General features: G+C 59.1%; 17 protein-coding genes and 1 pseudogene. 9 read left to right on the plus strand and 9 right to left on the minus strand.

The genetic code is table 11. From position 1 onward, the window contains the following. Positions 1-56: 56 nt before the first annotated feature. The 4 genes from PQR27_RS38485 to PQR27_RS38500 form a co-directional block, all read right to left on the minus strand. Positions 57-788, minus strand: coding sequence for a dienelactone hydrolase family protein (locus tag PQR27_RS38485; protein WP_408528871.1), 732 nt, complete (start codon positions 786-788; stop codon positions 57-59). Positions 789-896: 108 nt separating this feature from the next. After that, positions 897-3,767 (minus strand): ATP-binding protein, encoded by a 2,871-nt coding sequence (locus tag PQR27_RS38490; RefSeq protein ID WP_408528872.1) that lies wholly within the window; start codon positions 3,765-3,767, stop codon positions 897-899. Positions 3,768-4,063: 296 nt separating this feature from the next. Continuing rightward, positions 4,064-5,389 (minus strand): NAD(P)/FAD-dependent oxidoreductase, encoded by a 1,326-nt coding sequence (locus PQR27_RS38495; protein WP_408528873.1) that lies wholly within the window; start codon positions 5,387-5,389, stop codon positions 4,064-4,066. A 31-nt stretch (positions 5,390-5,420) separates the two neighbouring features. Then, positions 5,421-6,740, minus strand: a complete 1,320-nt coding sequence (locus tag PQR27_RS38500) for an MFS transporter (protein WP_408528874.1) — start codon at positions 6,738-6,740, stop codon at positions 5,421-5,423. 180 nt (positions 6,741-6,920) lie between these two features. Between PQR27_RS38500 and PQR27_RS38505 the strand changes: the two genes are divergently transcribed. The 5 genes from PQR27_RS38505 (at position 6,921) to PQR27_RS38525 (ending at position 13,680) form a co-directional block, all read left to right on the plus strand. Continuing rightward, positions 6,921-7,895, plus strand: a complete 975-nt coding sequence (locus tag PQR27_RS38505; RefSeq protein ID WP_408528875.1) for a LysR family transcriptional regulator — start codon at positions 6,921-6,923, stop codon at positions 7,893-7,895. Between the two features lie 1,810 nt (positions 7,896-9,705). Continuing rightward, positions 9,706-10,269 carry a TetR/AcrR family transcriptional regulator gene (locus tag PQR27_RS38510; protein WP_408528876.1) on the plus strand — a complete coding sequence of 188 codons (564 nt, stop codon included), beginning with the start codon at positions 9,706-9,708 and terminating at the stop codon, positions 10,267-10,269. Positions 10,270-10,399: 130 nt separating this feature from the next. Next, complete coding sequence (locus tag PQR27_RS38515) at positions 10,400-11,461, plus strand: catalase family peroxidase (protein ID WP_408528877.1); 1,062 nt, start codon at positions 10,400-10,402, stop codon at positions 11,459-11,461. Continuing rightward, complete coding sequence (locus tag PQR27_RS38520) at positions 11,458-11,991, plus strand: cytochrome b (protein WP_408528878.1); 534 nt, start codon at positions 11,458-11,460, stop codon at positions 11,989-11,991. Before PQR27_RS38515 ends, PQR27_RS38520 begins: the two co-directional genes overlap by 4 nt. A gap of 717 nt (positions 11,992-12,708) precedes the next feature. Continuing rightward, a complete protein-coding gene (locus PQR27_RS38525) occupies positions 12,709-13,680 on the plus strand; it encodes a LysR family transcriptional regulator (RefSeq protein WP_408528879.1) in 972 nt (323 codons plus the stop codon). A 176-nt stretch (positions 13,681-13,856) separates the two neighbouring features. Here PQR27_RS38525 and PQR27_RS38530 read toward each other — a convergent pair whose 3' ends face one another. From PQR27_RS38530 to PQR27_RS38540, 3 genes are all read right to left on the minus strand, one after another. Beyond that, complete coding sequence (locus PQR27_RS38530) at positions 13,857-14,744, minus strand: LysR substrate-binding domain-containing protein (protein WP_408528880.1); 888 nt, start codon at positions 14,742-14,744, stop codon at positions 13,857-13,859. 138 nt (positions 14,745-14,882) lie between these two features. Continuing rightward, entirely contained in the window at positions 14,883-15,668 is a 786-nt protein-coding gene (locus PQR27_RS38535; protein ID WP_408528881.1) for a 3-hydroxybutyrate dehydrogenase, read from the minus strand. 93 nt (positions 15,669-15,761) lie between these two features. Next, the gene (locus PQR27_RS38540; RefSeq protein WP_408528882.1) at positions 15,762-16,574 is read right to left on the minus strand and encodes an acetoacetate decarboxylase; all 813 of its coding nucleotides are present in this window, start codon (positions 16,572-16,574) and stop codon (positions 15,762-15,764) included. Between the two features lie 371 nt (positions 16,575-16,945). On the opposite strand from PQR27_RS38540, the gene PQR27_RS38545 reads away from it, so the two are divergent. Continuing rightward, complete coding sequence (locus PQR27_RS38545) at positions 16,946-18,211, plus strand: NAD(P)/FAD-dependent oxidoreductase (protein WP_408528883.1); 1,266 nt, start codon at positions 16,946-16,948, stop codon at positions 18,209-18,211. A gap of 351 nt (positions 18,212-18,562) precedes the next feature. On the opposite strand, the gene PQR27_RS38550 is transcribed toward PQR27_RS38545, so the two are convergent. Further along, positions 18,563-19,525 carry a LysR family transcriptional regulator gene (locus PQR27_RS38550; protein ID WP_408528884.1) on the minus strand — a complete coding sequence of 321 codons (963 nt, stop codon included), beginning with the start codon at positions 19,523-19,525 and terminating at the stop codon, positions 18,563-18,565. Positions 19,526-19,673: 148 nt separating this feature from the next. Here PQR27_RS38550 and PQR27_RS38555 point away from each other — a divergent pair, with 148 nt between their 5' ends. Then, positions 19,674-21,221, plus strand: coding sequence for an acetolactate synthase large subunit (locus PQR27_RS38555; RefSeq protein ID WP_408528885.1), 1,548 nt, complete (start codon positions 19,674-19,676; stop codon positions 21,219-21,221). 433 nt (positions 21,222-21,654) lie between these two features. Then, positions 21,655-22,680, plus strand: coding sequence for an IS110 family RNA-guided transposase (locus PQR27_RS38560; protein ID WP_408528886.1), 1,026 nt, complete (start codon positions 21,655-21,657; stop codon positions 22,678-22,680). A gap of 346 nt (positions 22,681-23,026) precedes the next feature. Here the strand turns inward: PQR27_RS38560 and PQR27_RS38565 are convergent. Continuing rightward, positions 23,027-23,392 (minus strand): annotated as a pseudogene (locus tag PQR27_RS38565) (transposase); the annotation flags it as partial. Between the two features lie 92 nt (positions 23,393-23,484). On the opposite strand from PQR27_RS38565, the gene PQR27_RS38570 reads away from it, so the two are divergent. Then, on the plus strand, positions 23,485-23,850 hold the full coding sequence (locus PQR27_RS38570; protein ID WP_408528887.1) for an IS66 family transposase: 366 nt from the start codon (positions 23,485-23,487) through the stop codon (positions 23,848-23,850). Positions 23,851-23,859 lie beyond the last annotated feature (9 nt).

Consider the following 23,859-nt stretch of genomic DNA (forward strand, 5'->3'; position numbering starts at 1 on the left):
TTGAACCACGTTGCGCTGACGCCTCTGGGGTTTGACGTAGAAGAAGCACTGAGTAATCACCTACACTCATCTACGCGCCCCCCCCACTTCCACATGGCCCGGCCAAGGAAGGTAAAGGTTCGATCCCATGCTTTCGCCGCCCAGACCGGATCGAACTGCGTACGGGATATGCGTCCGCCACCCACAGCCGTTTCATTCGAAAATCCATGAAATGCAAGGTATCGATGAAATTGAACATCTACGCCGGCGTCGCGCAACCGCACCTCCAGTTCATTCGCCGTCTCGATGGGAAAGAACTCGTCCTGAATCGCCCAATGGCTGATAATTGGCGCGCGAATTTTCGCTGCTTCGACGTACTCGAGCGGCGGAAATCCATACCAGACCACACCCGCAGAGAGCACGGGGTGGTGGCACAGGGCAAGCAGTGTTAACGCACCGCCCATGCAGTAGCCCATTGAGGCTATACGGTCCGATTTCGTTCCGAGATATTGCAGCGCGCCAGCGACATCCTGCGACGTGACTTCCGCGAAGTCGAGGCTGTTCATCAGATGATTGGCCTCTTCTTCCTTAACGGTCGTCTTTCCTCGAAAGAGGTCGGGAACGAGCGCGAAATAGCCGGCGCTCGCTAGCCGGTCCGCGACTCCACGTATCTGGTCGTTAAGGCCCCACCATTCCTGCAGAACGAGCACGGCGGGCGCGCCGGCCTGATCGTCCGGCGCGGCAAGGTAGCCGTCGAGGGGACGCCCGTCCGGACGTTCAAAGCCGACCATCGTCCCGTGGAATTTCATGATCGTTGCTCCTCTAGCGCATGCCGATTAGGACACATGCGTCGAGAGTAGCGGCCCGGCCACGTCATCGCCTCCTTTTGCGCTGAAAAGTTCTGAAATTTTCTTGTATCAAACCGCGATGTTATTGGCACGCAATGGCATCGTGAGAAGGAAATCAAGGGGTTCGTACGGCGCTGGCAAAGTCGATTGCGCCAAGTCGAACTGAACCGGCGATTTTCCGATGAGTTTCCATAACCGTTCGAGGCTACCCTTGCAACGCGTCTCCCAAGCTACAAACCCTCGACCGCGGGCGACGTACAATGCGTTCAAGAGCATACATTCAGCTAGTTCAGCGGTGGCGTCGAGTCCCCCCTGTAGAAGCATGATCTCCGCTTCCGCCCGCATCAGTTCTAGCCAGGAAAAGAGGTCCTTTACAGCTGCTGCCCTCGCCATGGCGCGAGCGATCAATGCGTCCGCATCGCGGGCTCGGCCAAACCTTGCCAACGCAATGGCGGTTTCGGCGAGGAACGCGGTCAGTACGACGCAGTACTGCGCCTCGCCAATTTCGTCCAACGAAGGGGCAATGCTGGCGTCATACGATTCGACCTGACCCAAGCGCAGCGCGATCAACCCTCGCCACATTTCCGCACGGGCCTTCCATGTCGACACGCCATGCCGCCGGGTGGCGTCTGCGAGCGATTGCACCGCTTTGGCGAGTCCCGCATCGTCATTGCGCAGCAGTGCGGTCGGACATAATGCCTCGCTCAACGCGTAGCATATCGACGGTGAATGACCCAGGGCGTGTGCGTCCTCAAGTGCGCGCTGCGCCATTTGTTCAGCCTCTTCGTGACGGCCGAGAAAGGATAGCGCCTGCGCAAGCACCGACCGCGTCATACTGTGCTCATCATAGAGAAACCGGATGCGTTCAGCGCGGCTGGTTCGCCCGCCAGGCATGCAGATTGACTCCAGTTCGATGAGTGCTTCATTCGGTTGCCCAAGGCACAAATGAGCGATTCCAGACATCGTGCGCGCCACCATCCGGTCGCTGGACCAGGAGGAGTTTGCAGCAACCTCTGAAAAGTGCGAGGCCAACGCAAGCGCCTGCGGATATCGCCCATTCAGGTATGCATGACTCCAACAGCCCCATAAGCCCCGTAGCTGATATTCCACATCACCGGTCTCCTGCGCGAGCGCCAACGCAGCGGCAAATGCTTCGCAAGTCTGAGCGCCCGCACTCTGGAACAACAGGCACGCGCCGCGCGCCGCCTGCAACTTCATTTCCCATTCAACGACAGGTAAATTGAGCCGGGCGTGGACGGCAAGCCGCGCCAACGCCTCGAGAGCTTTGTCCACGCGGCGAAGACATTCCTCGAACAGTGCAAACTGCATTGCCGGGGCGATACTGGCCACGGTAAGCTCGATCGCGACCACTACCGTCTCGTCATTTGAGAAAGCCCATTCGACAGCCGCGCGCAGATCGTCCAGATAAATCCCGAACGTGCGGTTCCAGTCAATCTCGGCGCGTTCTCTGGCGAATCTCTCGGCGGTCCGGAAAACGTCGAGAACATGCCGCGCGTGACGAACTAGCCAGTCGTCGCTTGTACCGCTTTCGACGAGACACTCGCGCGCATACGCACGGATCGTGTCGAGAAGCCGGTACTGCATCTGGGGAAGATTGGGGACGGCGCACAAAAGCGACCTGTCGACGAGTTCGGCAATAGCGCTCGTTACCTCGTGTGGCGGCATGTCGGTGGCGACGATCATCCGCTGCGCCGAGTCCAGCGTGAAGGTTCCCGCGAACAGACTGAGCCGGGCCAACACCGTCTGAAGCCGCGGCGGCAAAAGCGCGTAGCTCCAGTCGACCGTTGCGCGTAATGTCTGCTGGCGCGGGAGCGCGGTCCGCGCCCCGTTGCGAAGGATCTGAAAGCGGTCGTCGAGGCGGTCAGCCACGCCCTGGATGCCAAGGGCACCGGTACACGCGGCCGCGAGTTCGATCGCCACCGGGATGCCGTCCAATTGTCTGCAAATGCGGGCGATCAGCGGCATGCACGCGTCGATGCCCGCGTCCGGCTCCAAACTGGTCCGTTCGAGGAATAGCTGGATCGCGCCGAAGCGCATAGCGTCGTGCGCCTCGTCGTGCGACGGCATGTCGAGCGACGGCACGGGATAAACCCTCTCGCCCTCGATCCTCAGCGCCTCCCGGCTCGTGGCAATGACAGTCGAGGCAGGGGTCACCTGTAGAAGCCTCTCAATGAGCTCAGCCGCGCTTTCTATAAGGTGTTCGCAATTGTCAACGAGAATAACGAGGCGCCGATCGTGAAGGCTTAGCGCAATTTTTTCGAAGTCTCGTGTTCCATCACCAGGCGGAAAACCGAATGCGGTGGCTACAGTGGCTGGCAGGTAGTCCGCCGATGCGGTCGCTGCCAGTTCCACAAAGACGGCGCCGTCGGCGAAGTTCGACGACACCTGGCGGCCCGCCTCGATCGCGAGCCGCGTTTTGCCCACCCCGCCTGCCCCGACGAGGGTGACGAGGCGTCGCGACCGGATCAAATCCACGAGTTCCGCGAGATGGGTCTCGCGGCCAATGAGCCGCGACACATAAGCGGGAAGCCCTTTGCCGCGGAGTGCGACCGGGGCCGCCGGCGCCGCGCTCATAGGATCTGGGCCGGACGGCGCATGAGTGACCAGCTCTCCGACAAATTGATAGCCACGTCCGGCAATGGTCCGGATCGCATCGCGATCACTTTGCAGCGCGCGCCGCAGTAGCGATACCTGACCTTCAAGCGTGTTCTCGCCTACGATTCTTCGCGGCCAGACCACCTCCATGATCTCTTCCTTGCTGACGACCGTACCACGCTGCTCGATAAGTAGCATCAGCAGATCGAATGCGCGGTCCCCAACGCTGACGCACACACCGTCATGACTCAGCTCGCGACGGCCGGGGTTAACGGTCGTCGCGCCGAAGTGAAACAGGATGGCAGATTGAGACAGCGTGACCATGATGTGTCCTCCGGACAGGGCGGGCTCTATAGATCACATCGCCCGCGACGAGTGCGTTGCTGATGGGGATGGAAGGCGGATTGACGATGTTCGATCTGACCGGTTGCAATCTATTCGCAGAGGTGTTCAATTTCGTACTCCGATGGTAAGTTAGCGTTGAAAGTGCCGGATTGGGGGGACGGCTATGCGCCCGATCGGCTCCGGCGGAATGAAGGGGGCGCAAAACCCGAGCGTTTCCGACAACAGCGCGGATTTGCCTCCGCTCGTCAGGTCGACGAGCAGTTGGCCGAGCGCGCTCACCTTAGGAATGCCCGACGCGTTGCATCCGGCACGTCATCGTGCATTTGCCGCTGATACTTGCGCATGGACATCGACACGGCAATGCGGCGCAACGGCTCGGGCGGGATCCACGTGGGCGTGGCCCACGCCATGCAGCGTTGCAGCATCGGACTGCTCTGGCCGGCAATCTGTTCGGCCAGCAACCGGCCCAGAAGCGACATCTTGATGATTCCCGAACCATTGCAACCCGAGACACCATACATTCCCGGCGCCACCTGCCCGAAGAACGGCGCCCCGTTGCGCGTCAGACTCACCGCGCCACCCCAGACGTACTCGAGATCATGGCGCCGCATCTGCGGGTAACGCATCCGATACGCCTGCTGCAGCATCGTCTCGATCTCTGTGTTGTCCTGTTCGCGGTTGTACGAAAAACCTGTCCGGATCATATAGCGGTTACCGCCGACCTTGCGCGTCGTCGCGCCCATGCGCTCGGTCGGCACCATGCCCCAGTCGCTCGTGCTGCCAAGGCGGGCACCCTCATCATCCGGCAACGCGGGGGTAAGCGCGGCGTAGGTGTATACGGTGATCTGGCGATTGCGCGCCAGCCCGAAGCGACCCAGAAAGGCATTATTGGCAAACACCACCACATCGGCGTCGATACGCGCGTTTGGTGTCAGCAGCCGGTGTGGGCGGCCGTGCTGCACGTCGAGCACCGGCGTATGCTCAGCCAGCATCACTTGCTCGGGCAGCGCGTCGGCCAGCCCTCGTATCAGTGCGGCAGGCTGCACCAGGGTACAGCTCGGCATCCAGATGGCATGGCGATAAAATGACGTGCCTAGTGTTTGCGTCAGTTCCTCCCGCGTCAGCGCCTTGAACGGTACGCCGAGCGAGGTCAGTTGCGCCGCCAGTTGCCGCAGCTCGGCTTCTCCCCGGGCCGTTGTTGCACCCTTGTAGTTGCCACAAGTTCGCCAGCTGCAGTCAATATGATGCTGCGCTACTAGTGCTTCGAGCCATGCATGCCCAGTCTGCAGCATCGTCTTCTGCCACTCGGCTTCAGCGGCGTTGCGGCTGCCCAAGACCTTCGCGTACGGCAGGCTAATCATGAAGCCGGAGTTCCGGCCGCCCGCACCATCGCCGACCGTACCGCTCTCGACCAGCACGATCGGCTCACCGGGAAAAGATTCGGCCAATTGCCGCGCGGCAGCGACGCCGGCATAACCTGCGCCGATCACGGCAAAGCGCACGCGGTGTTCGCCTTTGAGCCCGGCGGTGAGCGTCTGCCGCGGCGGCAGCAACTGGTTCCAGCCACTGGGCCGGGCATAACGGGGATAAGTGTCTCGCATGACTTGGAGATTCGGCATCAAAGAAAGGGGGTCACGTCAACGGGACGTTGCGCGTCTCGCGCAGGAAAAACAGCGGGATCGTCGATACCACACAGCAGACGATCACAAGATATGCAGGCGCGAGCGGGTCACTCGTCACGTGGATCAACCAGGTCGCCGTGAATTGTGCGAAGCCGCCGAAGATCGCGGCGCCGATGGCCTGCGCGATACCCATGCCGCTGGCCCGCACTTTGGCGGGAAAATTCTCCGTCACCAGCGTGTAGTTCCCCACCGCGCACATGGCAGCCAGGATGGCCAGGCCACCGAGCATCAGCACCAACGCCCACATCGGCAGCTGCAAGTTCATCGCATGGAAACACGGTATCGCCACTGCAATCGACAGAATGCGCGAGACCCAGGCCAGAGGCTTTCGCCCAACCCTGTCGCTCAATATGCCGAGTAGCGGGCTGGCCACGAAGATCACGATGCCGCTAGCGATCACCGCCGCCAAGGCGAGATGCGCCGGCATGTGCAGTTGCACGATGGCATAGGTCGGCAAATAGACAATAAAGATGTACGAAGTGATCTGCGAGCCGGCCTGAATCAACGTGGACATCACCGACAGTTGTCGGTAGCTGGCCACCAGATCAGTGAGTGCGCTTTCCGGATGCTGCGGCGCGTCCGGCGCCATCTCGCGAGCGTATGTTTCCTTGAGTTGCCGTCGGATATAGATGCCCATCGGCGCAATCAGCATGCCAACGACAAACGGCAAACGCCATCCCCACGATGCTAGCGCCGCCTTGTCCAGCGTTGCTGTCAACGTGAACGAAATCAGCGCAGCCGCCAGGACCGCCAGGCCCTGGCTCGCCATTTGCCAACTAATGTAAAAGCCACGCTGATGGTTCGGGGCGGCTTCGGCCAGCATCGAGGTAGAAGCGCCTACCTCACCGCCAGTGGAAAACCCTTGCAGGATCCGGCCCAAGACAATCAGCGTTGGCGCGAACACGCCGATCTGCGCGTAGGTGGGCGTGAACGCGATAATCGCGGTGCCCAGTGCCATCAGTGCCAAGGTCAGCAACATCGCTGCTTTGCGTCCACGGCGATCGGCATACGCCCCGAGCACGATGCTGCCCAACGGACGAAACAGGAAGCCCACGCCAAACGTCGCTAGCGACGCCAGCATCGAGCCGATCTCGTTACCCACCGGAAAGAATGCCCGTCCTATCTGGGCCGCAAAAAAACTGTAGATCAGGAAATCATAGAACTCGAGTGCATTGCCGATCGTGGTGGCCGCAATGATTCGTCGCCTCGATAGCGGCGACGAATCCTGTACATAAGTGACACCGCTGAGGCCGAGCGCGTTATCCGACATAGCATCCTCCTGGTCGATGATAGCGGGACATGCGCGAGCGACAGCTCGTGTGGGCAAGCATGCCCGTAACCGCCGGAATGCAGTAGCGGTCCCGGTTTTGTTTGCGATATTTGAGTATCGGATTGCATTAGTGGCATGTCTAATGCATTATCAATACGTATTCAATGCATTGGTTGCATCATGAACCTTAAGCATCTCCAGCACGTGATTGCCCTTGCCGAGACGCTGAATTTCCACCGGGCAGCCGAACGTGTTCACTTGAGTCAGCCAGCATTCAGCCGCAGCATCGCCGCGTTCGAGCAGACGTGCGGATTGCGCATTTTCGATCGCAATGGCGGATCGGTTGAACTCACTTCTGTCGGCAAACAGGTGATACAGCGTGCTCGGCGCCTGCTGCTGGAGGCGCGCAGCCTGTCCCACGACCTCAAACTCCTGCGGGACGCCGAATTGGGTGAAGTGATCTTCGGTGCCGGGCCATTTTCCGCAGCGTCGATCGTCGCGCCCGTGCTGCGCGCGTTCCATAACCGCTACCCGAAGATCGCCATCCGCGTGGAGGTCAACAACTGGCTGCAATTGCTGCGGATGTTGCAAGAAGAACAAATCGATTTCTTCATCGCCGATACCCGAGCGTTGCCGACAGATGAGCATATCGATGTCACGTCGCTCGGCGCTTTGCCAGTCGGTTTCTTTTGCTGCCGCCAGCACCCGCTGCTGCAGCCGCCCGGCAAACGGCGCCGCCCAATGGTGTCGACGGAAGCGCTGCTGGCCTATCCGCTAGCGTCGGTGCGGATCCCCCCTATTGCCAGACATGAGCTCGCTGCGTCGTTTGGATTACCGGAGGGGACCGTGCTGCCGGTACAAATCGAATGCGACGACATCGCGCTGCTAAAGCAAATGATCCCCGGCACAGATATCGTGTTGACCTGCGCTGATCGGCTGGTACGTGACGAGGTCGCCAAAGGCACGCTGGTACGCTTGCCGATTCCCAACCTGACCCCAGTCTATGGCGATTGGGGCATCGTCAAGCTATCAGGACGCACCTTGCCCCCCGCCAGCCAGATTGTGGCCGACGCACTGCAGGCCACGATGGCCGACGAGAAGACCGTCGGGCGCCCCGGTGCCTCGGCCACTCTGTCAGCTTCACGTGGATCCTGACGCCAGGGCCAGATCGCTCATCCCGCCGCCGCGCCGAAGCGCTACGACAATCGCCCGGCACGTCGCGAAATCGGAGCGCCAAGGATCCCGCGCCGCCGAATTCGTCTGTATAGGCGCGACGCCTCACCCAATCCTCACGCGCAATGCATCCGGTTTTACTTGCATGACTATCATCGCGAAACCCGGACAGGAAAGGCGCCGCTCGTGCATGTTGGGAACATTGCAGCGGCGTTCATCGAAACGCTGCAAATCAATCGAGATAGGCATTTCGTCGCCCTGATATGGGATTGCACGCCACCGTCACTAATCCGTATCGCAATCGTGCATCGAAGTTGATGCTCACTGCCACCGCTTGCATGCAGCGTCAGACAATCGCGAACGACCGCCCTGTAGAAAGTCGAACGGCCCTTGTTGGTCCAGTGTGTGTGGAAACTCCAATTTTGCCGCTAAGAGCGGCGATTGCCGCTCAGGTCGATCGAGTTTGATACGGCGAGTTTGCACTGATCGAACGACGGGAGCACAACAAAGCCCCTCGGGGCTTTAGCTTCTAACCATCTTCATGGACTTCATCATCCCTGCAACGCCAAGTAGGCTCATGACTCGCTTGAGGTTGCAAGGACGATGAAGACCTCCTTTGTGCCGCAATTGATCAAATGAAGCAGGGGCACACAACGCGAGATTACAGAACCGCTGTATCCCTTCTGGCCAAAATTCGACGCCGCGCCGCCTGATCTCCCGTTATCGAACCTTGTCACAAGTCATCGCTGATCGGTTCATGCCATGTGAACATTTGTCAGTAATCATGGCATCACCTCGGGCACATGCCAGACCGGCTGGCCGCTCGGCGGCCGACGCCTGTGACGCACAAACCGTGACGAAGACGAATTACGAAGGAAATCTGAGCCAAGTGCGTCGTCGTGAGCTCTGTCGAGCAGCCGCTTAACCTCATGAATTTACGTTTTCCTTCCGCATGCGTTGCCTTCCACGCAGCAGCTTTCTTTGGTGAGAACCGGTGTGTCGTTGGCGAGCGTCGAGTGAAAATTGACTTCGGGATATCCCTTTCGATACGCACTAATCGCTGCAATGAGGTTAGGGCTGTCCAAAGCTGAGCGGGGTGCGAATAATCTGATCCTCAGAGGCATGAGCGTGTGCGTGACTAGCTGCCGCATCAGGTGAAGCTGCCGGCTCCGAGGGCGAGAAAAACCCCGCATTTTGAATATGAAGTATTGGCATACAGAACTTCAGATGCGATAGGAGATTGTAAAGACACAGCTTCCGTCGTCCGCAGTGTTAAAAATACGTCGCTCCTTTTCGCAAATCGCCTACTTACACTCAATACCAGGCAGCGCAGGGTTTCAGCCGGCAGCTTGCTTTCCTTGAAGTGCATCCTGCTCAGACTTGTGGCATCACCCGCATCCGTTCGACTACGTGCTTGCGGTCTGGGTGCTGCCAACGACGCCTCAGCGCAAGGCTAGAAGATTTCAGGATTTTTCAGCGTACCAAGAGGAGATGACGTTACCGGGCGGCTATTCTCGATACATGTCCCGCACGGCCGGCATGCTCATAGGAGCAACGATCATGAAATACCATCGAACGATTCCCGGTTTGGAGCGCCGGGGCGACGTGAGTTCGACGACCACCGGCCGCGTCGCGCAACCAGGCACCCGGGCACGTTCGCTGAACGCACAACCTGTATGCGTTTTCAGCGAACGCGCCACCGTATCGTCGAAGATCCACCTCATCGGAAATTTACCTTGAGGTCCTACTAACTAGTCGGCAGTATGCCGCCTATCGAAACGACAGCAGCACTATGGGAACACCATCAGTCCGCAGGCGGATTCTCGACCACACAATCCCCCTGATCATGACACGTGGCTACAACGGCTTTAGTTATCGAGACCTGTCGGAGCTAGTTGGTGTGAAGACTTCGAGCATCCACTACTACTTCCCGTCAAAGGACGATCTTGTCCTTGAGGCCGTCAATGAGTACAGCAACAACGTGCTCAACTCCATCCAGGCGATCGATGCTGCATTGCCTGCGGAAACGCAGCTCGCTAAATACGCGGAGCTGTTCGACAGTACAGTCGGTGACGGAAATCAGATTTGCCTGTGCAGCATGCTGGCCGCGGACATTGGGTGGTTGCCGGAGAGCGTCCGACTTGCGTTGCAGACATTCTTCATGGCGAACGAAAACTGGCTGGCGAAGGTGCTAACACAAGGACTCGAGGAGCGGCCCTTCGCCGTCAACGGTACGCCGGAAAGTGCGGCCCGCATGCTCTATGCCTCATATCAGGGCGGCATGCTAGCTAGTCGCTTGTTTCGAACAGAGACGCGTCTCAAAGAAATCAAATCCGCATGCAAGATCATGACGTAATGGAGGACCATAAAGCGTCTCGTTTTTTGCATCGCAAGAAAGCTATTTTCGTGCACATTACCTCCGCGTGGACGCCGAACCAAGGGGCGACGGATTCCTATGCAGCCGAATCATTGATTGGGAGAGATCGATGGCCGACAGACCGACTTCCAGCAAGTCCACAGTCCGTTCGCTGGCTCCGATTGCTGTCGTCGTGGTCGCGCTGGCCGCGGCTTTCGTCTTTACGGGCGGTTGGCTCTCGCCAGCGCGCCTGACACCGGCAAAGATCATCAACGCATTGGCGCCGCCGGGCGGCCCAGTTCTCGGCCACCGGCGCAATCACGCCAAGGGCATCTGCTTTACTGGCAGCTTCGAATCGAACGGCGCGGCGGCAGCTCTTTCCAAGGCACGCATGTTCGCCGCGGGCTCGTTTCCCGTCACGGGACGCTTCAACCTGGGTACGCCAGATCCGAACGCGCCGGACGCCACGGTTCGGGTACGGGGCCTCGGTCTGCGCATCGTCGCGTCGGATGGAACCGAATGGCGCACGGCAATGATCAACGCGCCCGTCTTCGCGGTCGCCACGCCGGAGGCCTTCTACGATCTGCTCAAGGCTTCGGCCGACACGAAAGACCCGGACGCTATGAAGAATTTTGTCGCCGCGCACCCGGAGTTCGGCGCCTTTGGCGCGTGGGCCGTCGGCGGGACGTGGACGGGGTCTTACGCGCAGGAGCGGTACAACAGCCTCAATAGCTTCATCTTCACTGACGCTGCGGGAAAGGATCAGGCCGTGCGCTGGTCCTTCGTGCCAGCCGCGCAGCCGGAGGCCGTATCTCCCGACCAACTGAAGACGCGTGGCGACGACTTTCTCGACGCGGATATCACGCAGCGCGTGCACAGCGCGCCGCAAAAATGGACGCTGGTCGTCACGGTTGCCAACCCCGGTGACCCGACCGCCGACCCCACCAAGCCCTGGCCGGAGGATCGACGGAAAGTGGAGGCGGGTACGCTGGTGGTCAACGCCATCGAACCCGAGGTTGATGGGCCGTGTCGCGATCTCAACTTCGATCCTACTGTCCTGCCGCCCGGCATGCACGTCTCGGACGATCCATTCCCCGCCGCGCGCTCAGCCGCCTATTCTGTCTCGTTCAACCGGCGGACCGCTGAAGATAAGGACTATCCGCACCATGCGGCGGGAGGAGCCACGCCATGACCCCGATCCACGATCGCTTTACTCCGCTGCAGCGTGCTCTTCACTGGCTGATGGCGATTTGCATTCTGGCGATGCTGTTTATCGGTGTCGGGATGGTGTCCACTGTTCGGCCGGATTATCTTTCGCTGGTGTCCATCCACAAGCCCCTGGGTATCGTGATACTAGTGCTGGCGTTGATTCGCCTCGTGGTCAGGTTGACGCGCGGCGCGCCGCAGCTGCCGGCTTCGATGCCGGAGCCGATGAAACTCGCCGCTCACCTGTCGCACCTTGCGTTCTATCTACTGATGATTGCGCTTCCGCTGATCGGATGGGGCATGCTGTCGGCTGCGGACTATCCGGTCGTGGTGTTTGGCATAAATTTGCCGCACATCCTGCCGCATAACAACGGCTTGCACACGCTGCTGTGGAACGCGCATAGGGCGCTCGCGCTGTGCTTCTTTGCGTTGATAGTGGTGCATCTGGCCGCAGCGTTTATGCATGCGCTGGTCAGACGTGACGGTGTCTTCCAGGCAATGGCGCATTGGCGGTGATGTAGCGCGACACGCCTCTCTTAGGATTAACTACCCGGCGGCATATTAGTCTTGACAGTCCGGATCATCGAAAGGAAACCTAATGGTAAGATACCACGCGACACATGCGCTCACGAACCCTTGCTTAGACCGGCGCTGGATTGCTCGGCCCACTTGGCGCGGGCACTCGGATAAAGATGCACTGCGCATCACTCAAAGACCCCGGTCAGAGATTGACGCGAACTATCTAGTCGAACCGTTGAGCATCCGCCGCACAGCGGGTTACACAACCGATCGGATCACTCGCACCACCTCAAACGAATGCGCGAGAAGGTGCTGCGGCACTTCGAATCGGTTCGCCAGCTTCGATGCTTTGAGTCCGATCAAGGTCACGGGATGCCAATCTATTCGTGGCGTGCCGTTAAAACTTGAAAGTGAGGTTCGTGCCGATGCCATTGTTGCCCGGGAAAAGGCTTGGGATGCGCGTACGACTGCTTAAGACCATCGCTGCCAATCCAGGCGCCCTTGTTCGTCCGTCTGACGAACAAGTTGACAGCACCACTTGCACCCTACTTCACCTACTACAAGGAACCCCCATCAGCCGTTCGAATACCCGCTCCCCGACGCGGACCATCTGATTGGCTGCGATGGTAGCGCGAGGGCTGTTGACAGGTTCAGTGGAGCACTGTTTATCAACGTGTTGTGGCGATGCAGCTTAGATTGCCGAATGGATTCAACATGGACATATTGCACAACATGCGCGTGTTCACCGGTGTCGTCAATGCGGGCGGCTTTACTGCTGCTGCGTCAGGCATGGGTATCACGACGGTGCATGCGTCTCGGGCCGTGGCCGAACTGGAAACGCATCTCAATGCCCGTTTGTTAAACCGAACCACACGTCGCGTTGCGCTGACCGAGACTGGCGCACGCTTCCTCTCAAGATGCGAGCAGATTTTGGAGGCAGTAGATCAGGCTGAGGCAGAAGCTCGGGATGCCCTATTCCGTCCTTCAGGAAAACTGCGCGTGCACGCTATGGGCAGTTTTAGCCAGCACTATGTGGTGCCAGCAGTGGGCAGGTATCAGCAACTCTATCCAGATGTGAGAATTGAACTTACTTTGACGCAGCGCATACCGGACCTCATCGAAGAGGGATACGACGTTTCTTTGGTCGCTTCGACAGGGTTGGAGGATTCTGGTCTGATTTCTCAGAGACTGGGAACGGCGTTCAGTGTTGTTTGTGCTTCTCCGGAATATCTCATGAAGTACGGCGTTCCGGAGCGTCCCGAGGAGCTGGTCAGTCATACATGTCTACAGATCGAATCGCCAGTTTTTCGGTCAGACTTATGGACATTTCGTCGAATGGACGACATCAAGAACATCGAACTCGGGCTGTCAACATTCAAGGTCAATGTGGCAGATGCCATGGTTATCGCGGTAAAGTCCGGGTTTGGAATTGGCTTGCTTCCCATTTACACGGCAATGGATGGCTTGTCATCTGGCGAGCTAAAGCGAATTCTGCCCGATTACCTGTCTCAGGAAATGAGCGTATACGCCTTGTATCTTTCCCGCGAATTCCTTGACGCGAAGATTCGAACTTGGGTTGACTTTCTACGTGAGGAAATCCCGAAGAGGCTCGCGGAGGATAGCGCGAAGCTCCGTTCCGGGTCGCCTGTACAATCTGGGGTGGCGTTGGGCATAGTTCCGGATTAGGAGAGCTGTTACTGCGCCGCTTGGCACGGTAACAGCCAACTGGTTACCCGCTTACTAGCTACGCGCCTACGTTAACAGGACTAACTCATGGTCTAGGCCAGGCATCCTACAAACCTGGACAGAGGCGATCGCAGCGGCGTTCCACCTCGACTGTTTGACTCCTAGAAATTACACGCTTACCCTGGGTAATGCTCACCCACCAGCTTCAACCACTCTTTCGCGGCGGCGGAAAGCGTGGCTCCCTTGCGCCAGACAAAGGCCAGATTCCATTCAAGATCTCGCCCCGCAAGTGCCAATAACTGAACCCCGTCGTTAACGTGACGCTCTGCGACAAGTCGCGGGACGCACGTGACGCCGGCTCCGGCGGCGACCAGCGCGAGTGCGAAGTTCGGATGCGAGCTGTGCGCGACTTCCAACGGTGTGAAGCCGTGTGCGCTACATGCTTCGCGAATGCGCCGATTGAGCAGAAAGCCTGCTTCGAGCATAACAAATGGCGTATCGCGCAGGTCGCTGAGCTGGATCCGCTTTCGCTCCGCCAACGGATGGTAGCGGGGTACCGCCACTACAATTGGCGCCTTGAGAATGAACATCGACTCCAGATCAGGCCGTACCGGCAGTAAAGTAGCAGCGACTTCGATTTCGCCGGAGCGTACGGCCTCCTCCAGATCCTCGCTGCCCCGCTCGCGCAGTTCGAAGTCGATCGCGGGGAAACGTTCGTGGTATTGCGCAATCAGATTCGCGAAGATTTCCGCGCTACCTACGGGAGCCAGGCCAATTCTCAATGTGCCTTGCCGCAGGCCGTGCAAGGCGTGCAGGTCGGTCATCAGTGCGTCCCGTTCCTTTAATATGGCTTGTGCCCGTCCGTGAACGAGTTCGCCCGCCGCGGTCAGACGCACGCCAACGCCGCGCCTGCCGCGTTCCAGCAGAGTTTCGCCCAACTCTTCCTCCAGCGTTCGAACCGATTTACTGAGTGCAGGTTGCGATAGAGGAATGGCTTCAGAGGCGCGCGCGAAACTGCCGTGTCGAACGATCTCGGTAAAGTAACGCAGGGCTTTCAAATCCAACGACTTTGCCTCCGTCCGGCTTCGGTTTCACCAATGCGCGATTGCCGCGCGGCGGACGACGCGTGATGTTGACGTTCACCAAACCTAATCGTAACTGAAGCCGCACAAGCCCGTTCGCAACCCGACACCCAGCGGTGGTTACTGCATGAACCACCCGTGGCTGACCACGAACGACTGCCCGGTCAGCGCGGCGCTTGGGAACGAAGCGAGAAACTCTACTGTCTGCGCAACATCCTCGGCGGTCGTGAACACACCGTCGACCGTGCCTCCAAGCATGACGTTCCGAACAACCTCCTCCTCGCTGATGCCCAACTCGCGCGCCTGTTCGGGAATCTGCTTCTCGACGAGCGGCGTCTTCACGAAACCTGGACAGACGACATGTGAACGCACGTTATGCGCCGCGCCCTCTTTCGCAAGGACGCGCGAAAGACCCAGCAACCCATGCTTGGCGGTTACGTAAGCCGATTTGAGCGGCGACGCCTCGTGCGAATGCACCGAGCCGATATAAATCACCACGCCTCCGCGATCATCGCGATACATGTCCGCCAGCGCGGCCTTGGTTGTCAGGAAGGCACCGTCCAGGTGGATGCCCATCATTTTTCTCCAGTCGGCGAACGCAAACGATTCGATCGGGTTGACGATCTGGATACCCGCGTTGGACACGAGAATGTCGATCGGACCAAGCTCGGCACGCGCGGCGGCGAAGCCCTGTTCGACCGCTCTCTCGTCAGCGACATCCATCTCGACGGCGACCGCGCGACGGCCCATTGAAACGATCTCGGCAACGACGGCACTGGCGGCCGTGCGATTCAGGTCAGCGACTGCGACGTCCGCGCCCGCGCTAGCGAGGCGCAGCGCAATGGCCTTGCCGATACCGCTGCCCGCGCCGGTGACAAGAGCGGCCTTGTTTTCCAGGTTCTGCATGTGGATTCTCCGTGGAGCGCCGCGGCGCTCCGATAGGTTGAGATTGCACCGGCGCGCCTAGCACTCACGCTAGTCCACGCCGCCGAGGTTTGGTCAGGCGTGCTCGAGCAACTTCTTCGAGGGCGTGCGCGTCGTGGATTCCCGCTGAGTCTGCTCGCCGACTGGCGCGAGATAGTCGTACGCGACTTTACCCAGATCGATCGTAAGGTCTGCGAGGATGTGCGTGCCCGACACGATCTCACGCACCGGCAGGTCAGCCACCGGCGCGAGCGCATGAGAGTTGAGCTGAAGGCCGACCGGGCCGGACCATGCACCCTTCACCTGTACGTCAATGCAGTTGTATTCCACGAGTTCAAGTATACGCGGAGAGCCATCCACGTGCGGCACGATCTTGAGGAGAAAGCCCGGCGCTTCCAACGACTGCTGCGCTTGTCGAGCGTCCACACGCGAGTATTTGAATCCCATGGTCGCGGTCGCGACGAGCGACTTGCCGTAGCGAAGCTCGCCGATCAGCGTATCGCCCTCCGCCGCGAGTGTCGGCGTCGCGACCTTCTTTGGAAAGCCCCACAGCTCGCGTCCGCCAGCGGTCGCCGAATGGACGTCCAGGTACATCGAGTGAACATACATACCCTTGCGGCCCTCGAAGGTGACGGGAATGACTTGGCCCGTCTCCGTGTAATTACCGAAGCCGGATGAATCAGGCATGCGGATGAATTCATACTTAACGAGCGGATTATCGACATCGATCTCCAGCGGCTCAGGTACAAGCGCACGCAGGCGGTCGGGATCGGTACGGTAGGTCACGATCAGGAATTCCCGATCGATGAAACGGAATGGGCCGCGCGAATAGGCAGGGCTCGTAAGGGGCATCGCGTAAGCTTGTGCCCGGATATCACTGATTTTCATGGCAACTTCCTTATTGGCGGCGACGCGGCCTGCTGGGTCGTGCCCCGCGTAAATGATTGAATGGCTCGAAGAATACGGACAGGTTCGTTCTACTGCAACGATCGCAATCCGCTTCGACAGCAACCAATCTAAGCTAATGCTGGAACCAAATAAAGTGAATGTTTTATCAGGTTTCCATAACCTTTTTCTATGTCATCCACGGGCACCCCGTCGCACCGTTCTCCATGCCTTCTGGAGATGTAATTCCATAAAAGATTTCATTCCTTCAATGTGAACGCCGCCTCTAGAATTGGTCTGTCACCCGCAAGTCCTCTCCTGTTGCGTACTACGGACCTTTAATCATGAACACTCATATATCTTGCCCGCACATCGTGATCGTCGGCGGAGGTTTCGCCGGTCTTGCCGCTACAAATGCGCTCGCGCGACACGGAGTGAAAATTACGTTAATCGATCGACAGAATCATCACGTTTTCCAGCCGCTGCTGTATGAGGTCGCCACGGCGGGCTTTGCCTCAACGACCATTGCCGAACCACTACGTGCATTGGTAGCGAAACAGCGCAATGTGACAGTGCTGATGGATGATGTCGTCGGCATTGATCCCGAGGCGCGACTTGTACGCTGTTCGGATAGCGTGCTCAGCTACGACTATCTGATCGTCGCTGCTGGCGCGGGCCAGTCATATTTCGGTCATGACGAATGGGCTGAATATGCACCGTCCCTTAAGACTGTCGAGGACGCGCTTGAAATACGCCAGCGGTTGCTGTCTGTCTTCGAAACAGCGGAGAAGGAACGCTGGAGCACCGCTCCAACTTTCGTGATCGTGGGTGGCGGCGCGACGGGCGTCGAACTCGCGGGGCACATCGCCGAACTCGCGCACCAGACACTGCGGAGAGATTTCCGTAACGTTGTCCCGACGGATGCGCGCGTGCTGCTGATTGAGGGTGGAGACCGAATTCTTGGCGGCATGTCGAGCTCAGCGTCGCGCGAGGCGCACCGTCAGCTCGAGCGCCTCGGAGTCGAGGTAATCACGTCCTTGACCGTGGCAGACATAGACGCACACCAGGTACGCCTCACCAACGGACTGATCATCGATGCTCATTTTGTGGCGTGGGCGGCAGGGGTCGCTGCCTCGCCGCTGGGCAAGCTGTTGGGGTGTGCACTGGATCGCGGTGGACGCGTGAGAGTGCAGCCCGATCTAAGCGTGCCCGGTCACCCCGATATCTTTGTGATCGGCGATATGGCTGCTTGTCTGCAGCCCGATGGACTCCACCCCGTGCCGGGCGTGGCGCCCGCTGCCAAGCAGATGGGCAGTTACGTTGGTGCTTTGATTGGGACACGTGTGGAGCAGCGCACGCCCCCGGGTCCGTTCGTGTACCGCGATTATGGTGCGTTGGCGACAATCGGGCGGAATGCGGCGGTGGCCGATCTCGGGCGATTGAAATTGTGGGGGCGACCGGCGTGGCTGTTCTGGTTGTTCGTGCACATTATGTTCCTTCGTTGCGCGCGGCTTCGCCTCGCTGCTGGAGCGACATGGCTGTGGCGCCTGTCGGTCGGCTCGCGCGCGGCACGGCTCATCATCGCCCCTCCACCGCCCGCTCGACCCCGAGCTAGCCAGTCAAAAACCGTTCGCACTTAGCTTTGGCGAGAAAAGTTCTTCAAGACCGGGAGCAATTGATGATCCAAGCCAATAGAAACAAGTAGTGGCATCAGTGCAGCCTTTTTGCTGCTATGCGAAACGATCCGGGCACGCGTCTGTAGTGCATTCGCCATCGGCCATTGGCAGGACAACGCCCGAAGGCCCGTGTATGGACTCCTCGTCTGCAAACACGTTGCCTCTTAAACCCTAGAATCGATAGCTCACGTATATCCGGTCCATTACAATTTTGACCCCGCGCGGCGGCGACCCTGACGGGCTGTTTTCGCGCGACGGCCCGTTGCCCAAAACGAACACCTACGTATCCCTGGTCAGCTAGTGCTAGATGTTGCCTCACAAACACTTCCGTTCAATCGTACTGTTATCGGAAAACCCCGCGTCGCGCTCGAGCCCAACCGATATTTCCGACTTCAGCAGCTCGAGCCACGCGCGAGTTTTCGCCTCAAGAAAACGCCTCGACGGAATCAGCATATACACACCGATTTCAAGTGACCGCCAGCGTGGCAGTACATGCACTAGCGTGCCCTCGCGCAACGCGTCGACTACCGTATAGCACGGCAACATCGCGATGCCGAGTGCGCTCACTACACTGTGCACCAACACCTCTGGGTTGTCCCCGACAAGCGGGCCAGTCGGGTCAACCGTGCAGACATTCTTGCGGTCGGTCAGCTCCCAATGACGTGTGAGCGATGGATTTACGAGGCGCAAGCATGCATGGTTGGCCAATTCGCGAGGATGCCTGGGCGTGCCGTGCCGCGCAAGGTATTCTGGCGCCGCACACAGCACGGCGAACGTCGCGCCGAGTTGCCGCGCCACGAGCCCGGAGTCCGGTAATCGCTGCGCAAGGTACACGCTGACGTCAACGCCTTCCGCGAGCAAATCCGGTGCGTATTGGGACGTGCTGTATTCCACCGTCACTTGCGGATAGAGTGCGCAATATCTGGAAACGAGCGGCACGACGTAACGGTTCCCGAAGCTTGCCATGCACAGCACGCGTAGCCGTCCCGAGGGCTGCACGGAGGCACCGGCAGCGTTGCTTTCTGCTTCCGCGACGAGTTCGAGAATGCCCCTGCACTGGTTTGCGTAACGCTCTCCTACGCTCGTCAGCGCCAGACGCCGGGTGGTCCTCTGTAGCAATTTCGTCTGCAAGCGAGTCTCCAGATCCGAGACGAGGCGCGAGACCTGGGCAGTGGTTAACTCCATCTGCGATGCTGCTGCCGTAAAGCTTCCCGCGTCAACGACGCGCACGAACGCGTTCATCGCGTGGAGCAGGCCATAGTCGAGATTCTTGCGCATGACGTAATAAAGATTCTAGTCGCACAGCATTTGTAGATACTACCCCTGTCGATACCATTCAGCATGAACTGTCGTTTGAGCCCTCGCAGTAGAACGTTTCGGGCTGCTCGGCAGAGCCGATTTTCATCTGATCACAGAGGTAACGACTATGAACGGTGCTGAAAGTCTGTTGCGTTCGCTGCTTGCGAACGATGTGAATGTCTGTTTTGCCAATCCCGGTACTTCGGAAATGCACTTTGTAGCGGCTCTGGACCAGGTGGAAGGCATGCGACCCGTCCTGGGTTTGTTTGAAGGCGTGGTCACGGGTGCTGCCGACGGCTATGGCCGTATGATGGGCAAGCCGGCCTGCACGTTGCTCCATCTCGGCCCGGGACTTGCGAACGGTCTCGCGAACCTGCACAACGCACGCAAAGCATCCACGCCAATCGTCAATGTGGTGGGAGATCATGCCGCTTCCCACATGCGCTATGACGCTCCGTTGTCTTCGGATCTCGTGGGGTTTGCCCGCCCGGTGTCAGCCTGGATCCACACGTCGACCAGCGCACGCACGGTAGGCGCCGACGCAGCACGTGCCGTTCAGGCATCGCTTGAAGGTCCGGGCCGCATTGCAACCCTGGTTTTGCCTGCAGACACCGCATGGGACGAAGCGGATGTTGCCTCACCGGCACTTGCGAAGCCGGCACGCGTGCATGCTTCTCAGGAAAGCATCGACCACGTCGCGAAGCTGATCCGTAGCGGCAAGCGAACCGCCATCCTTATTCGCGGCGAGGGCCTGCAAGAACGTGGACTGCGTGCCGCGGGCAAAATCGCTGGGCAGACGGGTGCACGCCTTATTGCCGATACCTTCTTTCCCAGAATGCAAAGGGGTGTGGGTCGCGTTCAGGTCGAGCGTTTGCCGTATTTCGCCGAACAGGTAGCCGACTTTCTCGCAGGTACGGAGCTGATCGTGCTGGTGGGTTCTCAGCCTCCGGTGAGCTTCTTCGCGTATCCGGACAAGCCAAGCTGGTTGACCCCAAAGGATTGTCGGCTCGCCGTGTTGTCCCATCCGCACGAAGACGGCGTTGATGCGCTGGAATCACTGGTGCATGCGCTGGGTGCTGAAAATGTGACGGAGCGTCTTGTCGCTACCAAGCCCACCGAAGTGAACTCGCACGGACCACTTGATGCACTTTCAATCATGCAGGTGGTCGCGAAGCATTTGCCGGAACAGGCAATTGTCAGCGATGAGTCGCTTTCGTCCGGCTTTGCTCACTACGGCTTGACTGCACACGCGGCGCCGCATGACTTCCTCAATCTTACCGGCGGCGCCATTGGCAGCATGATGGCAGTGTCGACCGGCGCAGGCATTGCCTGTCCAGACCGAAAGGTGGTCAACCTGCAGGGCGACGGTAGTGCCATGTACATTCTCCAATCCTTATGGACTCAGGCGCGTGAAAATGTTGACGTCACCACCGTGATCTACGCAAACAGGGGTTACAAGATTCTCAGCAATGAACTGAAACGCGTTGGCGCATCTAGTGAAGGTGCTCTGGCCGCATCAATGTTCGACCTTGCAAACCCGACGTTGAACTGGGTCGCATTGGCAAATGGTATGGGTGTCCACGCGGTGAGCGTGAATACTCCACGTGAGTTCGAAGATGCATTCTCTAGCGCAATGAAGCAACGTGGCCCGCGATTGATCGAATGTGTAATTTAGGCGCAGCTTGATATATAGCGTGACCGCAATTCAAACGGCCACACAAACGCTGGTCCGGATTCGACGTGTTCTGGGCCAGCGTTTCAAACTCTAATGCCCGATTACTCGTGTGCCGTCCGCACGCGAACCGTCCGTCCTCAATATGTTTGGACTCGAGTGGAAGACGTGCCTTTCAGCGGGTGGGTTTCGCAAACTCCGCCACCTCTAATTTGCCGGTGCGATTTGCACGCCTATCGCTGAAACCTGTCGAAATTGTATCGGGACGCGTTGATCGCTCGCGCCATGGCAAGGGCGACAACTGTGAACCATCGCTTTTTCTAGAGAATGAAAGGGACTTCCCCGTCCGGAGGCTGCGGCGGAAGCCGCAAATCGGCATCGATGATGCCATGATGAAGTTTCGAACGTTCATCAACACCAGCGAAAGGGGAAGTCCATGCCCATTGTCACTATCGGAATCGATCTTGCCAAGAATGTATTCGCCATTCACGGTGTGGACGAGGCCGGCAAAGCGATGCTGATCAAGCCGCGTGTTCCGCGCGATCAGCTGGCGGGGTTGATCGCACAGTTGCCAGCGTGCCTCATCGGCATGGAGGCTTGCTCCGGTGCGCATCACTGGGCTCGTGTGTTCCAGCAGCACGGCCATGCAGTCAAACTCATGGCGCCCAACCTTGTGGCGCCTTATCGCATGTCCGGCAAGCGCGGCAAGAATGACGCGGCGGATGCTGCTGCGATCTGCGAAGCGGTGACGCGTCCAAGCATGCGTTTCGTGCCGCTGAAGGACGAGCATCAGCAGGCGACGCTTTGCCTGCATCGGACAAGACAAGGTTTCGTCGAAGAGAGGACCGCGACCTACAACCGGTTGCGCGGCCTGCTCTCTGAATTCGGCGTGGTGCTGCCACAGAGCCCTGAGAAGTTGCGCAGGCACATCACGGAACATCTGGACACATTGCCGGGCTGGGCGAAGCGCAGTATCAGCGATCTGCTTGAGCATGCCGGCAATATCGAGGATCGCCTGCTCGAATACGACCGTGCGATCGCTGAAATCGCGCGTGAGGACGCGCGCAGCAAGAGGCTAATGCAGTTGCGCGGCATCGGCCCAACCACGGCCAGTGCGTTGCTCGCCACTATCGGTGCCGGGCACGACTTCGGAAACGGCCGGCAGGTGGCAGCCTGGATCGGACTCACGCCAGGTCAATACAGCAGTGGCGGCAAGGCGCGGCTGGGCAGCATCACGAAGGCAGGCGACGCCTATCTGCGCGGCCTGCTGGTGAACGGCGCCCGCGCCGTTATTGCCAGTCTTGGCGAGAAACAGGATCGCTTCAGCCGGTGGGTCCGAACCCTGGTCGAGCGCCTGGGCTACTGGCGGGCCGCCATCGCGACTGCTGCAAAGAACGCGAGATTGGCGTGGGCCTCGCTGAAATACGGCGATGACTTCAAGCTCGAACCAGTGACGGACTGACTCCGATTTGAGTTTATCGATCAACCGGCAACTGGACACGGGGCGCGGACATCATGAGCACGTAGAAACGATCACTTTGCACTGCCAGCGGTGATGTGAAGCGGGTTGGACCCGCGTGGGGCGTGCCTGACTAACACGACGGGGATATCTATTCCCGGCTAGAGAATGAGGCCTCTACGCGCGTCTTTCATCAGGGTCCGGGCCATTCGCCCAACATGACCGGTTGTAGAACCGCAGTCCTTCACCTTCTCACCCGCACCCGCACCCGCACCCGCACAGCATTGCAGCATGTATCATCTGCGAACTTCGATTGAGCTTGTGCTCGACGAGGAGCCCTTGTAGGGTGTTAGGCACTTGGACAGTCGGCGCAAACATGTACAAGCATGAGCATGGCGAAGACAACGAAGTGCAGGCCTGCTAACGTTTCGGGTAGGCGCTCGTAGTCTCGCGCCAGTCGCCGGAACCGGTTGAGCCAGCCGAAACTACGCTCGACAACCCATCGGCGCGGCAGCAGCACGAAGCCCTTCTTCGCCTCTGGCAGTTTAATGATCTGCAGTTCGATGCCTTCGTCATGCGCAGCCTGTCGAGCTGTGTCACCGGTATAGCCCTGGTCAGCGAATGCAAGCTTTACCGTCTGACCGGTTGCCTGCTGAACCTGACGCGCAAGCTCGGCTACCTGTGCGCGCTCCTGCTCGTTGGCCGGCGTGATGTGCACCGCCGGCATGTACGCGATCGAGTCGCGGATCCGGGACCAAACACCTGATCTCAAATATGTGACGCGGCAAGCCGAGGCGCTGCCGACATTTGCGCGGTTCCGGCAATGGCTGGAAGGCAACGTCATCGGCTTGCCAGTTCAGACGCCGTTCGCAAAAGGCGTTCGGCTATACGTTACGTCATTGGCAGGCACTCATTCGCTACACCGAGAGCGATATCCTTCTGCCTGGTAACAATTCTATCGAGCGTCAAATTCGCCCTATCGCCCTAGGGAGAGCCAACTGGACATTCGCGGGCTCGCCGCGTGGCGCTCGAGCGGCAGCCACCATGTATTCACTGACCGGCACAACTCGCTTGAACACAATCGAGCCCTATGCGTGGCTTGAGCGCATGCTCGAGCAGTTACCAACGTATCCTGTCAATCGCGTGCACGAACTGTTGCCACTCGCCCGTTAAACGACTTCA

This window comes from Paraburkholderia fungorum (genome assembly GCF_046027215.1).
GTDB classification, from domain to species: domain Bacteria; phylum Pseudomonadota; class Gammaproteobacteria; order Burkholderiales; family Burkholderiaceae; genus Paraburkholderia; species Paraburkholderia fungorum_D.

Coding starts and splice junctions, on each gene's coding strand:
- PQR27_RS38485 (WP_408528871.1), bottom strand. CDS start 788: ATGAAATTCCACGGGACGATGGTCGGCTTTGAACGTCCGGACGGGCGT.
- PQR27_RS38490 (WP_408528872.1), bottom strand. CDS start 3,767: ATGGTCACGCTGTCTCAATCTGCCATCCTGTTTCACTTCGGCGCGACG.
- PQR27_RS38495 (WP_408528873.1), bottom strand. CDS start 5,389: ATGCGAGACACTTATCCCCGTTATGCCCGGCCCAGTGGCTGGAACCAG.
- PQR27_RS38500 (WP_408528874.1), bottom strand. CDS start 6,740: ATGTCGGATAACGCGCTCGGCCTCAGCGGTGTCACTTATGTACAGGAT.
- PQR27_RS38505 (WP_408528875.1), top strand. CDS start 6,921: ATGAACCTTAAGCATCTCCAGCACGTGATTGCCCTTGCCGAGACGCTG.
- PQR27_RS38510 (WP_408528876.1), top strand. CDS start 9,706: ATGGGAACACCATCAGTCCGCAGGCGGATTCTCGACCACACAATCCCC.
- PQR27_RS38515 (WP_408528877.1), top strand. CDS start 10,400: ATGGCCGACAGACCGACTTCCAGCAAGTCCACAGTCCGTTCGCTGGCT.
- PQR27_RS38520 (WP_408528878.1), top strand. CDS start 11,458: ATGACCCCGATCCACGATCGCTTTACTCCGCTGCAGCGTGCTCTTCAC.
- PQR27_RS38525 (WP_408528879.1), top strand. CDS start 12,709: ATGGACATATTGCACAACATGCGCGTGTTCACCGGTGTCGTCAATGCG.
- PQR27_RS38535 (WP_408528881.1), bottom strand. CDS start 15,668: ATGCAGAACCTGGAAAACAAGGCCGCTCTTGTCACCGGCGCGGGCAGC.
- PQR27_RS38540 (WP_408528882.1), bottom strand. CDS start 16,574: ATGAAAATCAGTGATATCCGGGCACAAGCTTACGCGATGCCCCTTACG.
- PQR27_RS38550 (WP_408528884.1), bottom strand. CDS start 19,525: ATGCGCAAGAATCTCGACTATGGCCTGCTCCACGCGATGAACGCGTTC.
- PQR27_RS38555 (WP_408528885.1), top strand. CDS start 19,674: ATGAACGGTGCTGAAAGTCTGTTGCGTTCGCTGCTTGCGAACGATGTG.
- PQR27_RS38560 (WP_408528886.1), top strand. CDS start 21,655: ATGCCCATTGTCACTATCGGAATCGATCTTGCCAAGAATGTATTCGCC.